Raw genomic sequence first — 14559 nt, 5'->3', positions numbered from 1 at the left:
ATCAAGAGCCTCCGTTGTCGGTGAGCGCGGTGAGCAGGTGGAGCGGTGAAACGCGGTCGGGCAGCGGCTCGTCGCCCTCCCAGGTGCGGGCCAGTTCGCCGACGGTGGCGAGTTCGCCGAGCAGAATCCCGCCGACCAGGCGGTCGCCACGGGTGACGACCTTGCGGTAGGTGCCCCGGGTCGCGTCCGCGAGGTGCAGTACGTCGTCCCCGGGCGCCGGTACGGGATCGCCGAAGGTGGCGATGTCCATGGCCTGCGGGCCGTTGAGGGTCAGCCGGGTCAGGGACCGGGTGCCGCGGTAGCGGCCGGCCTCCCCGGTGAGGATCCGGGCCAGCGCGTCGGCCTGTTCGGTGGCCGGGCCCGCGAGGCCGTAGACGACACCGTCGTGCTGCGCGCAGTCGCCGACGGCGTGGATGTACGGGTCCGAGGTGCGCAGCTCGTCGTCGACCACGATGCCCCTGGCGGTCTCCAGCCCCGCCGCCTGCGCCAGCCCGACCCGGGGGCGGACCCCGCAGGCCAGTACGACGAGGTCGGCGTCCAGCCGGTATCCGTCGGCGAGTTCGACGGCTTGCACGGTCCGGGTGGCGGCGGGCTGGGCGGCCGCGCTCTCACGCGGCAGCGTCATCGTCGTCATGGCCGTCGCGCCCGCCGTCGCCGTCGGAGCAGCGGTCGCCATCGCCAGCCGCAGTTGCGGTGTCGTGGCCGGGGCCGGTGCGCCGTCGGTCTCGGTGAGCAGCCCGCGCACCCGGCACTCGGTGTGCACCTCGACGCCCAGCGACTCCTCCAGGTGGGACCGGAGCAACGCCGCGGCGGACTCGTCGAGATGACGTTCCATCAGATACTCGCCCTGGGTGGCGATCACCACCTGCGCCCCGCGGGCCGCCAGCGCCCGCGCCGCCGACACGCCGAGCAGCCCGCCGCCGACCACCACGGCCCTCGTCCCCGGCCGCACGGCCGCCGACAGCGCCAGGCAGTCGTCCATCGTCCGGAACGCGTGCACCCCGTCGGGGAACTCCCCGCGCCCTCGCGTGAACAGGCCGTGCAGCGGCGGCAGTACCGGGTTCGACCCGGTCGCCAGCACCAGCCGGTCGTACGGCACGACGCTTCCGTCGTCGCAGACCACGGTCCGCTCGGTCCGGTCGATCCGCATCGCCCGTACCCCGCGCCGCACCGGGCCGTTCCCGCCGCCCGGCAGCGCGATCACCTCGGCGGGATACCGCCCGGCGAGCACCTCCGCCAGCAGCACCCGGTTGTAGGGCGCGTGGGGCTCCTCGCCGAGCAGCGCGACCTCAAGACCGGTGCCGAGACCGATGCCGGTGCCGGTGCCGGTGCCGTCGCCGGTGTACGGCGCCAGCCGCTGCACGAGGCGCGCCCCCGCCATTCCGCCGCCGACCACCACAATCCTCATGCCCATGAGCCTGCGGCGCCGCTGTTACCCGGTGGCATCCCCGCCGTTTCCCGAAAGGAACAGTGCCCTCAGCGTGGGGCGGGGCGAGGTGTGAGCCCGACGGACCGTGAGCCCGTCGGATTCCGCTGCGCAAGCGCGCCCGCGTCCGTACGATCCCTGGCCATGGGGGAGACGGAGAGTGTGGCGTACGAGGTGTCCGACGGCGAGTCCGACGGCGAGTCCGATGCCGGGCGCGGCAGGCGGACCGGCCTTGTAGGTACCGCCTGCGCCGGGAGTGCGGTGTCGGCGCGGGAGCGCGCGGCCGAACTCGGCGTCGTCCTGCCGGAGGGCGCCGACGACCTGCGCTACGACACCACTTCCGGCCTCGGCCTGCGCTTCGAGACGACCGGCGCCGCCTTCCAGCGCTTCCTCGACGCCAACCACCTGCCGGAACCGGAGCCGAACACGGTGGCCGGGGAACACGCCCCGGTGCTGTGCGACGTGGGCCCCGAGCTGTCGGACGCGTTCGTCTCCAGGGGCACCACGTCCGCCGCCGGCGTCCCGCTCGCCGCCTGCGTCATGGACGGATTCGCCACGCAGTCGGTGGACGTGATCGTGGTCGCGGGGGCGTCGTCCGGCTGAGGGAGCCGGCTGGTCGCCCCGGCCCCAGGGGTCCTCGCGGCGGCGTGTCCCGGCTCGGCCCGTCCGGCGACCCCGCACGCACGCGCGGTGGGCCCTACGCCGGTTCGACCCGTACCGCGCAGACCTTGAACTCCGGCATCCGCGAGGTCGGGTCCAGGGCCGGGTTGGTCAGCGTGTTGGCCCGGCCCTCGCCCGGCCAGTGGAACGGCATGAACACCGTGTCCGGCCGGATCCCCCGGCTGACCCGCGCCGGTGCCACCGCCCGGCCGCGCCGCGACGTCACCGCCACCGGGTCCCCGTCGGCGATCCCGAGCCGGTCGGCGAGGTGCGGGTGCAGCTGTACGAAGGGCCCCGGCGCCGCCGCGTTGAGCTCGGCGACCCGCCGGGTCTGGGCCCCCGACTGGTACTGGGCCAGCACCCGGCCGGTCGTCAGGTACAGAGGGTAGTCGGCGTCCGGCTCCTCGGCCGAGGGCCGGTGCTGTACGGGGACGAAGCGGGCCCGCCCGTCCGGTGTCGCGAACCGGTCGAGGAAGAGCCGGGGCGTACCGGGGTGCGGGGTTCCGGTGCCGGAGCCGGTGCCCGCCCCGGTGCCGGAGCCCGCGCCGGTGCCCGCGCCCGCGCCGGAACCCGCGCCCGCGCCCGTGCCGGTGCCCGCGCCCGTGCTGTCCGGGCAGGGCCAGAAGACCCCGTCCTCCTCGGCGATCCGCCGGTAGGTGATGCCCGAGTAGTCCGCCGGGCCGCCCGCCGAGGCGCGGCGCAGCTCGTCGAAGACCTCCTCCGGGTCCGTCGGGAAGCCCTTCTCCCAACCGAGCCTGGCCGCCAGGCCGTTGAGGACGTAGAGGTCGCTCCGTACGCCCTCCGGCGCGTCGAGCGCCTTGCGCCGCAGCAGGACCCGGCCCTCCAGGTTGGTGGTCGTGCCCGTCTCCTCGGCCCACTGGGTGACCGGCAGGACCACGTCGGCCATGGCGGCGGTCTCCGACAGGACGACGTCGCACACGGCCAGGAAGTCCAGCGCCGCGATCCGCTTCTCGATGTGCCCGGCGTGCGGCGCGGACACCACCGGGTTGGAGCCCATCAGCAGCAGCCCCTTCACGTCCTGTCCGAGGGCGTCCAGCAGCTCGTACGCGCTCCGCCCGGGGGCGGGCAGGTCGTCGGGGTCGACGCCCCACACGCCGGCCACGTGCCGCCGGGCGGCCGGGTCGTCCAGCTTGCGGTAGCCGGGCAGCTGGTCGGCCTTCTGGCCGTGCTCGCGGCCGCCCTGGCCGTTGCCCTGGCCGGTGAGGCAGCCGTAGCCGGACAGGGGGCGCCCGGCCCGTCCGGTGGCCAGGCACAGGTTGATCCAGGCGCCGACGGTGTCGGTGCCCTTGGCCTGCTGCTCGGGACCGCGCGCGGTCAGCACCATGCCGGTGCCGGCACCGCCGGAGGCGGTCGCGCCGCAGAACAGCTCCACCGCCTCGCGCAGCGCCGGTACCGGTACGCCGGTGATCCGCTCCACCAGCTCCGGCCAGTGCGCCATGGCCGCGGCGCGGGCCTCGGGCCAGCCGCTCGTACGCGCGGCGACGAACTCCTCGTCGACGTGCCCGTCCGCCACGATCAGGTGCAGCAGCCCCAGCGCGAGCGCCAGGTCGGTGCCGGGCCGGGGCTGGAGGTGCAGGTCGGCCTGCTCGGCGGTACGGGTGCGGCGCGGGTCGACGACGATCAGCCTGCCGCCGGCCGCCTTCAGCTCGGTGAGGTAGCGCAGCGCGGGCGGCATCGTCTCGGCCAGGTTGGACCCGACCAGGATCACGCAACCGGTGCGGGCGATGTCCGCCATCGGGAACGGCAGCCCCCGGTCCAGCCCGAACGCCCGGTGGTGGGCGGCGGCGGCCGAGGACATGCAGAAACGGCCGTTGTAGTCGATCTGCGAGGTCCGCAGCACCACGCGGGCGAACTTGCCCAGCGCGTAGGCCTTCTCGTTGGTCAGCCCGCCGCCGCCGAAGATCCCCACCGCGTCGGGCCCGCCCGCGGCCCGGACCCGGACGAGACCTTCGGCGACCCGGTCGAGAGCCTCGTCCCAGGAGGCCGGTCCGAGCCTGCCTGTGGCACGGCTCCGGATCAGCGGCTCGGTCAGCCGGACCCGGGAGGAGAGTACGTCGGGCGCGGTGCGCCCCTTGCCGCAGAGTGCGCCCCGGTTGACCGGGAAGTCCCGCTCCACGACGTCCACCGTGCCGGCGGCGTTCGCCCGCAGGCCCATCCCGCACTGCAACGCGCAGTAGGGACAGTGCGTGGGGGTGTCGGTGGTGCCGGGCGCGCTCATGCCGTCCAGCATGCTTCCGGCGTGTTTCGCCGGTCGCGCGGCCGCGTTACGCGTCCGGTACGGGGGCCTCAGCGGCCCGCCGGCCCGGCGGTGAGGCCCTGTGAGCCTTCGCCCGGGCCCTGTCAGCGCCCCCGCAGCGCGTTCGTGACCCCGTGCTCGCGGGGGCCGAGGAACTGCGGGTCCGGGGTGAGGGCGGCGTCCAGGGCGGCCTTGCCGGCGCCGGCGATCTCCCGGGCGCCGCCGTAGTACCAGGTGAGGTTGTGGTGCTCGTCGACCCCGATCCCGTAGGCGTCGATGCCGGCGGCGGAGCACAGGGCGAGGGCGCGGCGGATGTGGAAGGCCTGGCTGACCAGCACCGCGCGGTCGACGCCGAAGACGCGCTTGGCGCGGGTGCACGAATCCCAGGTGTCGAAGCCGGCGTAGTCGAGCACCACGCGCGCCCCCGGCACGCCCTCGCGCTTCAGGTAGCGCCGCATCGCGCCCGGTTCGTCGTAATCCTTACGGCTGTTGTCGCCGGTCACCAGGATGACGCGGACCTTGCCCGTTTCGTACAGTTCGGCCGCCGCGTCGAGGCGGTGTGCCAGGTACGGTGACGGCTCGCCGTTCCACAGTCCGGCGCCGAAGACCACAGCCACCGGGGCGGCCGGTACATCGGCCGGCGTACGGATGCGGTCCGTCGCCGACGCCTGCAGCCAGGTCGCGGGCAGCAGCGCCAGGACGCCGCCCAGCACCACGGCCCGCACCAGCCGGCGCCGTTCGCGCCGCCCTTCGGGCAAACGCGGACGAAAGGGCAACCGCACCCTCATGGATCCCCCTCATCTTTGAATGTTTGATGATCAACCCCCCGCCCGACTCGACGCGCGGGCCTTCGATGCGGTTCCATTTCCGTCGTGCTCGACCTCGACCAGTCCCAGTTGCCCTTCTTCGTCTACGGCACGCTCCGCCAGGGCGAGGCCAACCATGCCGGGCTGCTCCGCGGCCGCACGAAGGTCGTCACGCCCGCGGCCCTCACCGGCGCGGTCCTCTACGACGGACCCGGCTTCCCCTACGCCGTCAACGCCCCCGAAGGCCGCGTCTTCGGGGAACTCGTCTTCCCCCTCCCCGAGTTCTACGCGGCCGTCCTGGCCGAACTCGACCAGCTGGAGGAGTACGTCCCCGGCGCCGACGACAACCTCTTCGAACGCGTCGCCCGCGGCACCCGCACCGAGGACGGCGAACCCATGCTCGCCTGGGTGTACCTCGCCGCCCCGGTGGAGGAGCGGCGGCTGCTGGACTCCGGCCTGCTCATCCCCAGCGGCGACTGGTACCGGAGGTAGCGGCCGGACTCCTCACAGCGGCCGGCCGGCTGTGTGAAAGGGCGGAAACCAGGCGTCATGTCCGTGCAACGGCGAGGCAACCGCGGCTCGCCAGACTCGTCGTATGACGGCACTGGAGTTCTCCGGACCGGACCCATCCGACAGTTTCGACAGTACGGCGCACCTCGTGACCCAGATAACGGCCCAGCTCAGCAGCCAGCTCTCCGCGGTCGCCCTGCGCGCCGTCGGTCACCGGCCCGCCACGCTGGTGGCCGTCGCGCACGGCAGTCGTGACCCGCGGGCGCTGCGCACCGCGCAGAGCCTGCTGGACCGGATCCGGGCCCTGCGGCCCGACGTGCCGGTGCGGCTCGGCCACATCGAGCTGAACGAGCCGCTGCTCGACGACACGCTGGCCGCGCTGCGCGGCGACGTCGTCCTGGTGCCGCTGCTGCTCAGCCGCGGCTACCACGTCAAACAGGACATCCCGCAGGCCCTCGCCCGCGCCTCGCACCTGCGCGGCCTGATCGCCGCACCGCTGGGCCCGCACCCGCTGCTGGCCGAGGCCCTGCACGGCCGGCTGGCCGAGGCCGGCTGGCGTACGCCCCGGGGGGCCGGCGCGGCCCGGGCCGGTGTCGTCCTGGCGGCGGCCGGCTCCCGCGACCCCGACTCCGCCCGCGACACCGCCCGCACCGCGGCGCTGCTGCGCCGGCGGCTCGGCGGCATCCCCGTCGTCCCCGCCTACGCCACGGCCGGGCCGTCCGTCACGGACTCGGTGGCCGCCCTGGCCGCCCGCGGCCGGCACCGCGTCGTGGTCGCCTCCTGCTTCGCCTCACCCGGCCGCTTCGCCACCCAGACCGGCTCCGCCGCCCCCTGGATCGCCGCCGCGCCCCTCGGCCCCCACCCCGCCATGGCCCGGCTCGTGCTGCACCGCTACGACCAGGCCCTGGCCGCCGCCGCCGGCCCGGCGTGGACGGAGCTGGCGACCGCCTGACGCCCGGCGCGCCACCCTCGCCGCCGGGCGGACCCGCGACGGCGTACGGTCGCCTCATGAACGACGTGAACGACCCGGGCGGAGCCCCGTACCGCGAAGCCGACACGGAACGCTACGTACCGGAGCCGGACAAGCGCCCCGGGCGGACGGCGTTCCAGCGGGACAGGGCGAGGATGCTGCACTCGGCGGGGCTGCGCAGGCTCGCCGGGAAGACGCAGGTGGTGGACCCGGTGGACAGCTCACCGGAGATCGACACCAGCCCGCGCACGCGGCTCACCCACAGCCTGGAGTGCGCGCAGGTCGGCCGGGAGCTGGGCGCGGCCCTCGGCTGCGACCCGGACCTGGTGGAGACCGCGTGCCTGGCCCATGACATCGGGCACCCCCCGTTCGGGCACAACGGCGAACAGGTGCTGGCCGAGTTCGCGGCCGGCTGCGGCGGCTTCGAGGGCAACGCCCAGTCGCTGCGGCTGCTGACCCGGCTGGAGCCCAAGCGCTTCTCGCCGGACGGCGTCAGCGTCGGCCTCAACCTGACCCGGGCCGCCCTGGACGCCGCGACCAAGTACCCCTGGGCGCGCGGCGGTCACCCCACCGATCCGGCCAGCCCCAAGTTCGGCGCGTACGAGGACGACCTGCCGGTCTTCGACTGGCTGCGCAAGGAGGCCCCCGAGAACCGGCAGTGCTTCGAGGCACAGGTCATGGACTGGGCCGACGACGTGGCGTATTCCGTCCACGACGTCGAGGACGGCCTGCACGCCGGCCATCTCGACCCGGGCCTCCTGCTCGCCGAACCCGAACGCCGCGAGGTCTTCGCGGTGGCCGCGGCGCGCTACGCGCCCGGCGCCGACGAGCACGAGCTGGCCGGGGCGCTGGACCGGCTCCTCGGCCAGGAGTGGTGGCCGCACGGCTACGACGGCTCCGCGGTCGCCCAGGCCAGGCTGAAGGACGCCGGCTCGCAGCTCATCGGCCGCTTCTGCCTCGCCGCCGAGCGCGCGACCCGGGACGCGTACGGCACCGGCAGGCTCACCCGCTACCGCGCCGAGCTGGTCGTGCCCCGCGAACAGCGGCTGGAGTGCGCCGTGCTCAAGGCGGTCGCCGACCGGTACGTGATGCAGCGCGCGGCCCAGGAAAAGCGACGTGCGCAGCAGCGCGTTGTGATCGCCGAGCTGGCGGAAGCGCTCCTCGCGCGTGCGCCCGAAGGGCTCGACCCGCAGTTCAGGGGCATCTTCGACGCGGCCCCGGACGACCGCGCCCGGCAGCGGGCCGTCGTCGACCAGATCGCCTCCCTCACCGACGCCTCCGCGACCGCGCTGCACGCCCGCCTCACCGCGACACGCCGGGGCCTGTCGCCGGCGTAGCGCCGTACGCCCGTCACGGGCCCCTCGCAGGTGGACGGCGGGCCGGACGGCGGGCCGGGCGGCGCTGTGCCGGCGACAGGCGCCAGGTGGTCGGCGCGGCGCCCTTCCCGCCGGCCCCGGCGTGCGGGACGCTCGCAGGGGCAGCCGTCAGGCAGGGCCCGGGACGCCAGGGAGGCGCACAGTGGTGGACGCAGATCAGACCTTCGTCATCGTCGGGGCGGGACTCGCGGGCGCGAAGGCGGCCGAGACGCTGCGCTCCGAGGGTTTCACCGGCCGGGTGATACTGATCGGTGACGAGCGCGACCACCCGTACGAGCGTCCAGCACTGTCCAAGGGCTTCCTGATCGGCAACGAGGACCGCGACTCGGTTTTCGTGCAGCCCGCCGCCTGGTACGCCGAGCACGACGTCGAGCTGCACCTCGGCCAGCCCGTCGTCGGCGTCGACCGCGCGGCGAAGGCCGTCACTCTCGGCGACGGCAGCTCCCTGCCCTACGACAAGCTGCTGCTGGCCACCGGCGCCGAGCCGCGCCGCCTCGACATCCCGGGCACCGACCTGGCCGGCGTCCACCATCTGCGGCGCCTCGCGCACGCCGAGCGGCTCAAGGGCGTCCTGGCCTCCCTCGGCCGGGAGAACGGCCGGCTGGTCATCGCCGGCGCCGGCTGGATCGGCCTGGAGGTCGCGGCGGCGGCCCGCGGTTACGGCGCCGAGGTCACCATCGTCGAACCCGGGCCGACGCCGCTGCACAGCGTGCTCGGCCCGGAGCTGGGGGAGGTCTTCGCCGAGCTGCACCGCGATCACGGCGTCCGCTTCCACTTCGGCGCCCGGCTCACCGGGATCACCGGCCAGGACGGCATGGTCATGTCGGTACTGACCGACGACGGCGAGGAGCACCCCGCCCACGACGTCCTCGCCGCGATCGGCGCGGCGCCCCGTACCGCCCTGGCCGAGGCGGCCGGCATCGACCTCGCCGACCGGGCGGCCGGCGGCGGCATCGCCGTCGACGCCCGCCTGCGCACGTCCGACCCGGACATCTTCGCCGCGGGCGATGTCGCCAACGCCGAACACCCGCTGCTCGGCGGCCGGTTGCGGGTCGAGCACTGGGCCAACGCGCTCAACAGCGGACCGGTCGCGGCTCGCAACATGCTGGGCAAGGACGTGCCCTACGACCGGGTGCCGTACTTCTTCTCCGACCAGTACGACCTGGGCATGGAGTTCTCCGGGCACGCCGCCCCCGGCACCTACGACCAGGTCATCGCGCGCGGTGACGTGGGCAAGCGGCAGTTCATCGCCTTCTGGCTCAGCCAGGGCCGGGTCCTGGCCGGTATGAACGTCAACACCTGGGACGTCACCGACACCATCCAGAAGCTGATCCGCTCCGGCGCCCCCGTCGACCCCGACCGGCTCGCCGACCCCTCGGTGCCGCTAGCCTCGTTCCTGGACTGATCGTTCCCGGACTGCTCGTTTCCGGACTGTTCGCCTCGCCGGAGGGACCGCATGCGCACCGCCGTCGTACCGCTCGACGAGATCTTCGAGCTGAGGTGGAGCGTGCTGCGCCCCGGCCGGCCCCGGGAGACCGCCGCGTTCGTGGAGGACGCCCGTCCCGGCGTCTTCCACGTCGCCGCCTACGACACCGACGGCACCGTCGCCGGCTGCGCCACCTTCTTCCCCGAGGCGCTGCCCGGCGAGGCCGCCCCCGCCCACCGGCTGCGCGGTATGGCCAGCTCGCCGGCGGTCCGGGGCCGGGGATTCGGCGCGGCCGTGCTGCGGGCCGGCATGGCCGAGGCGCGGGCGCGCGGTGCCGAGGTGCTGTGGTGCAACGGCCGCAGCTCGGCGCGCGGCTTCTACGAGCACCAGGGCTTCACCGCGGTCGGCGAGGAGTTCGTCCTGGAGCCGGCGGGCCCGCACCACGTCTTCGTGGCCAAGCTGTCCTGACCCAGCCGTAGACTTCATCCGTGGCAGGCAGGATCAGGGACGAAGATGTGAAGGCGGTCCGGGACGCGGTCCCGATCGACGCCGTTGTCTCGGAGTACCTGCAGCTCAAGAACGCCGGCGGTGGAAATCTCAAGGGGCTGTGCCCCTTTCACGACGAGAAGTCCCCGTCCTTCCAGGTGAGTCCCAGCAAGGGGCTCTTCTACTGTTTCGGCTGCCAGCAGGGCGGCGACACCCTCGACTTCGTCATGAAGCTCGACCACCTCTCGTTCTCCGAGGCCGTCGAGCGCCTGGCCGGTGTGGCCGGAGTCACACTCCGGTACGACGAGGGCGGCTACACCCCCGGCCGTCAGCAGGGCGAGCGGATCCGGCTCGTCGAGGCGCACAAGGTCGCCGCCCAGTTCTACGCCGAGCAGCTGGGCAGTGCCGAGGCCGAGATCGGCCGGAAGTTCCTGGCCGAGCGGGGCTTCGACCAGGCCGCCGCCGAGCACTTCGGCGTCGGCTACGCGCCCGCCGGCTGGGACCACCTCATCCGCTATCTGCGCGGCAAGGGCTTCACCGACCGCGAACTGCTCACCTCCGGCCTGGCCAGCGAGGGCCGCCGGGGTGCCATCGACCGCTTCCGGGGCCGGCTGACCTGGCCGATCCGCGACATCACCGGCGAGGTCATCGGCTTCGGCGCGCGCAAGCTGCGCGAGGACGACCAGGGCCCCAAGTACCTCAACACCCCCGAGACCCCGCTCTACAAGAAGTCCCACGTCCTCTACGGCATCGACCTCGCGAAGAAGGACATCGCCAAGACCAACCGGGCCGTGGTCGTCGAGGGGTACACCGACGTCATGGCCTGCCACCTGGCCGGGGTCACCACCGCCATCGCCACCTGCGGCACCTCCTTCGCGGGGGACCACATCAAGATCCTCCGCCGGCTGCTGATGGACAACGCCAACGCCGAGGTCGTCTTCACCTTCGACGGCGACGCGGCCGGCCAGAAAGCCGCCCTGCGCGCCTTCGAGGACGACCAGAAGTTCGCCGCCGAGACCTCCATCGCCATCACCCCCGGCGGTATGGACCCCTGCGAACTCCGCCTCGCCGAGGGCGACGCCGCCGTGGCCCGCCTCGTCGAGAACCGCACCCCGCTCTTCGCCTTCGCCCTGCGCTCGGTGGTCTCCGGCTACAACCTCGACACCGCCGAGGGCCGCGCCTCCGCCCTGGAGGCGGGCGCCCCCATCGTGGCCGGGATCAAGAACTCCGCGATCCAGCACGAGTACGCCGTCCAGCTCGCCGGCATGCTCGGCATCATGGACTCGCAGTTCGTCGTCCGCCGGGTCGGCCAGCTCGCCCGCTGGCAGCGCGAACGCCGGTCCTCCGGCGGCGCCCCGGCCGCCCGCAACGCCCCCGCGCGCCAGACCGGGGGGCCCGCCGCTCCCGCCGCCCCGCGCGGCCCCCGCCTGGACCTGCGCAGCCCCGCCCACCGGGTCGAACGCGAGCTGCTCAAGCTTGCCCTGCAGTTCCCGGAGCTGGTCTCGCCCGCCTTCGACGCCTACGGCGAGGACGAGTTCACCGCGCCGCCCTACGTCGCCGTGCGCCGGGCCATCACCGAGGCGGGCGGCGCGGAGTTCGCGGACGGCGACTACCTCACCCGGGTCCGCGACACCGCCCCCGACGACACCGTCCGGGGCATGATCACCGAGCTCGCCGTCGAGCCCGTCATGCACAAGACCCCCGACATCTACGCGGGTGACGTGCTCGTCCGCGTACGGCGTCAGGCCGTCGCCCGCCGGATTGGGGAGGTGCACGCCGCCCAGTCCCGCCTCATGGACCAGGGCGACCCCGAGCAGCTCACGGCCGTGCAGAACGAGCTGTGGGCCCTTCAGCAGTACGACCACCGGCTCCGGGAGCAGGGCGCGAAGGCGCTGTAGCGGCGGCGGCCAGCTCCAGCAGCTCGTCGACCGGCCACTGGTCGTAGGCGTGCTCGCCGTACTTGCGGGCGATCACCCGGCCGTCACCGGCGATCAGGAAGTCGGCCGGCAGCCCGAGCCGCCCGCCGTGCGGGCTGCCCGCGGGCAGCCGCTCCCGGCCCCGGGCGGTCTCCCAGGTGCCGCGCAGGACGGCCCGTACGATCGGCCCCCAGGCGCGCGGGTCGAGCAGCGCCCGCGGAGCCGCCTCCACTCCGAACTCGACGTACAGCCGCCGGTCCGGATCGGCCACCACGGCGAACGGCAACCCGGCGGTGTGCCGCGCCAGTTCCTCCGCCGGTGAGTGGAAGACCACCACCTCCCGGATCCCGGCCGCCTCGATCTCCGCGTGCCGCCGCACCACCGAGCGCAGATGCATATTGCATACAGGACACCCCGCGAAGCGCCGGAACTGCAGATGGACCAGCCGCCCGGGGTCGGGCACGGCGACCGCCGGACCGGAGACGGGCGTGAGGCTGCGGGCGGTGACGACTGACGACCCTGGTGACATGCGCATTGGGCACCCCTTTTAGGTGTACGGCGTACGCTCACGAGCGTACGCGTATGCCGTACGCTGTCAACCGCCATGCCCCGCCCCCGTTCCCTCACCCCCGACCGACTGGCCTCGGCCGCCCTCGCCGTCATCGACCGCGACGGCCTCGCCGGGCTGTCGATGCGCGCGGTGGCCGAGGAGCTCGGCATGAGCACCATGGCGCTCTACCGCTACGTGGACGACCGTGAGGAACTCGAAGCGCTCGTCGTCGAACGCGTGCTCTCCGCCGTCGACACCGGGCTCCCGGCGCCGGAGCTCCCCTGGCGCGAGCGGATCGAGATCATGGTCGGGCGGATGCGCGACGCCGTGGGTGCCCATCCCGCGGTCATCCCCCTCACCGTCACCCACCGGCACCGCTCGCGGGGCGTGCTGCGCTGGTCCGAGGCGGTCCTCGCGATCCTCACCGACGCCGGAATCGAGGGCGAGCGGCGGGTCATCGCGCTGCGCGGGCTGCTCAGTTACGTCATCGGGGCGATCCAGCTCGAACACCTCGGGCCGCTGGCCGGTGCCGGCACCGACGTCATCGCCCAACTGTCCCCGGACGACTTCCCGTTCATGAGCCAGACCGCCCGCCAGGCCCGCGAGGTCGGCCCCGACCGGGAGTTCCTCGGCGGCCTGGCCGCGTTGCTGCGGGGCCTGGGCGGGTAGCGGGACACCGGAGTCCGGGCCGTGTGACACGACGTACGCGGTCCGTGACCCGGCGCTGAAAAAGCCCTCGCACGACCCTCGTGGCGAAGGTGTGCCGTAGGCCACACTGGTGGGCGGTGCCTGAGTCCTCGGAGCGCGGAATTCCGGGTCGCGTCGATGGAGACGCTCCCGGGGATCCGCTCACGGCGAAGTCCTGGACGGACAGCGGCGAGGCCGCCGCGACGACCGTTCCGCTGCCGCGTGTCTCCGAGTCCGTGACTGTGCTCACCGTGGAGGTCGCTCCCGTGCAGACCCAGACCCTGACGACCGTGGCCGAGGCGGGGCCGATGGTGCCGCCCGCCGTCGCAGACCCGCTGGAGAGGGTCCCCGAGCAGAACCACCCGGCGGTACACCCGGAGACGGCCGCGCAGCCGGTGGCGGACCCCCGGCCCGGGACAGCCGGGACCCCCGACCCCCCTGCCGGGACCCCCGGCACCGCTGCCGGGACCCCCGGCACCGTCGAGGAACCGGACGAGCCCGAGCGACCGTTGCGCGAGGAGGTCGCCGGCCCGTCCTCCGACCTGTTCCGTCAGTATCTGCGCGAGATAGGGCGGATCCCGCTGCTCACCGCCGTCGAGGAGGTCGAGCTCGCCCGCCGTGTCGAAGCCGGCCTGTTCGCCGAGGAGCGCCTGAACAACGCTCCCGACCTGGACACCCTCGACTCCCAGCTCGCGGTCGACCTCGACCGTCTGGTCGTCCTCGGCCGGATGGCCAAGCGCCGCCTCATCGAGGCCAACCTCCGCCTGGTGGTCTCCGTCGCCAAACGCTACGTCGGCCGTGGCCTGACCATGCTCGACCTGGTCCAGGAGGGCAACCTCGGGCTGATCCGCGCCGTCGAGAAGTTCGACTACGCCCGCGGCTACAAGTTCTCCACCTACGCCACCTGGTGGATCCGCCAGGCCATGTCCCGGGCGCTGGCCGACCAGGCCCGCACCATCCGGGTCCCCGTCCATGTGGTGGAGCTCATCAACCGCGTCGTACGGGTCCAGCGCCGTCTGCTCCAGGAACGCGGCTACGAACCGACCACCGACGAGGTCGCCGCCCAGCTCGACCTGCCCCCCGAGCGGGTCAGCGAGGTCCTGCGCCTGGCCCAGGAACCCGTCTCCCTGCACGCCCCGGTCGGCGAGGAGGACGACGTCGCCCTCGGCGACCTCATCGAGGACGGCGACGCCACCTCACCCGTGGAGTCCGCGGCCTTCCTGCTGCTGCGCGAGCATCTGGAAGCCGTCCTGTCGACCCTGGGCGAACGCGAACGCAAGGTCGTCCAGCTGCGCTACGGCCTCGACGACGGCCGGCCCCGCACCCTGGAGGAGATCGGCCGCATCTTCGGCGTCACCCGCGAACGCATCCGCCAGATCGAGTCCAAGACCCTCAGCCGGCTCCGCGACCACGCCTTCGCCGACCAGCTCCGCGGCTACCTGGACTGACCCCGGACCCGAGCCCCGGACCCGAGCCCCGGACCGGCCCG

The 14559-nt window shown here is 73.9% G+C and carries 13 protein-coding genes; 9 read left to right on the top strand and 4 right to left on the bottom strand.

Translation table 11 applies throughout. The features are described from left to right. Position 1: 1 nt before the first annotated feature. A complete protein-coding gene (locus RWE79_RS13360) occupies positions 2 to 1414 on the bottom strand; it encodes an NAD(P)/FAD-dependent oxidoreductase (RefSeq protein ID WP_475940287.1) in 1413 nt (470 codons plus the stop codon). A gap of 156 nt (positions 1415 to 1570) precedes the next feature. Between RWE79_RS13360 and RWE79_RS13355 the strand changes: the two genes are divergently transcribed. Continuing rightward, complete coding sequence (locus RWE79_RS13355) at positions 1571 to 2029, top strand: hypothetical protein (protein ID WP_475940286.1); 459 nt, start codon at positions 1571 to 1573, stop codon at positions 2027 to 2029. Positions 2030 to 2123: 94 nt separating this feature from the next. Here RWE79_RS13355 and RWE79_RS13350 read toward each other — a convergent pair whose 3' ends face one another. Continuing rightward, positions 2124 to 4325, bottom strand: coding sequence for a molybdopterin oxidoreductase family protein (locus RWE79_RS13350; protein WP_475940285.1), 2202 nt, complete (start codon positions 4323 to 4325; stop codon positions 2124 to 2126). 122 nt (positions 4326 to 4447) lie between these two features. Beyond that, positions 4448 to 5131, bottom strand: a complete 684-nt coding sequence (locus tag RWE79_RS13345; RefSeq protein ID WP_475940284.1) for a SanA/YdcF family protein — start codon at positions 5129 to 5131, stop codon at positions 4448 to 4450. An 84-nt stretch (positions 5132 to 5215) separates the two neighbouring features. Here RWE79_RS13345 and RWE79_RS13340 point away from each other — a divergent pair, with 84 nt between their 5' ends. The 6 genes from RWE79_RS13340 (at position 5216) to dnaG (ending at position 11815) form a co-directional block, all read left to right on the top strand. Beyond that, a complete protein-coding gene (locus tag RWE79_RS13340) occupies positions 5216 to 5641 on the top strand; it encodes a gamma-glutamylcyclotransferase family protein (protein WP_475940283.1) in 426 nt (141 codons plus the stop codon). A 166-nt stretch (positions 5642 to 5807) separates the two neighbouring features. Beyond that, complete coding sequence (locus tag RWE79_RS13335) at positions 5808 to 6611, top strand: sirohydrochlorin chelatase (RefSeq protein WP_475940282.1); 804 nt, start codon at positions 5808 to 5810, stop codon at positions 6609 to 6611. Positions 6612 to 6667: 56 nt separating this feature from the next. Beyond that, positions 6668 to 7966 (top strand): deoxyguanosinetriphosphate triphosphohydrolase, encoded by a 1299-nt coding sequence (locus tag RWE79_RS13330; RefSeq protein ID WP_475940281.1) that lies wholly within the window; start codon positions 6668 to 6670, stop codon positions 7964 to 7966. A 181-nt stretch (positions 7967 to 8147) separates the two neighbouring features. Further along, positions 8148 to 9410 (top strand): NAD(P)/FAD-dependent oxidoreductase, encoded by a 1263-nt coding sequence (locus tag RWE79_RS13325; RefSeq protein WP_475940280.1) that lies wholly within the window; start codon positions 8148 to 8150, stop codon positions 9408 to 9410. A 51-nt stretch (positions 9411 to 9461) separates the two neighbouring features. After that, a complete protein-coding gene (locus tag RWE79_RS13320) occupies positions 9462 to 9899 on the top strand; it encodes a GNAT family N-acetyltransferase (RefSeq protein ID WP_475940279.1) in 438 nt (145 codons plus the stop codon). Between the two features lie 20 nt (positions 9900 to 9919). Continuing rightward, positions 9920 to 11815 carry a DNA primase gene (dnaG, locus tag RWE79_RS13315; RefSeq protein ID WP_475940278.1) on the top strand — a complete coding sequence of 632 codons (1896 nt, stop codon included), beginning with the start codon at positions 9920 to 9922 and terminating at the stop codon, positions 11813 to 11815. Here dnaG and RWE79_RS13310 read toward each other — a convergent pair. Then, positions 11736 to 12362 carry a peroxiredoxin-like family protein gene (locus tag RWE79_RS13310; protein ID WP_475945784.1) on the bottom strand — a complete coding sequence of 209 codons (627 nt, stop codon included), beginning with the start codon at positions 12360 to 12362 and terminating at the stop codon, positions 11736 to 11738. The genes dnaG and RWE79_RS13310 overlap by 80 nt on opposite strands. Before the next feature lie 75 nt (positions 12363 to 12437). Here RWE79_RS13310 and RWE79_RS13305 point away from each other — a divergent pair, with 75 nt between their 5' ends. Both RWE79_RS13305 and RWE79_RS13300 read left to right on the top strand, forming a co-directional pair. Further along, complete coding sequence (locus tag RWE79_RS13305; protein ID WP_475940277.1) at positions 12438 to 13052, top strand: TetR/AcrR family transcriptional regulator; 615 nt, start codon at positions 12438 to 12440, stop codon at positions 13050 to 13052. Positions 13053 to 13168: 116 nt separating this feature from the next. Then, on the top strand, positions 13169 to 14518 hold the full coding sequence (locus RWE79_RS13300; protein WP_475940276.1) for an RNA polymerase sigma factor: 1350 nt from the start codon (positions 13169 to 13171) through the stop codon (positions 14516 to 14518). Positions 14519 to 14559: the final 41 nt, after the last annotated feature.

The organism is Streptomyces sp. RLA131 (assembly GCF_056270125.1).
Note: the sequence above shows the minus strand (reverse complement) of the source record. Positions and strands in the feature narration are given on the sequence as shown.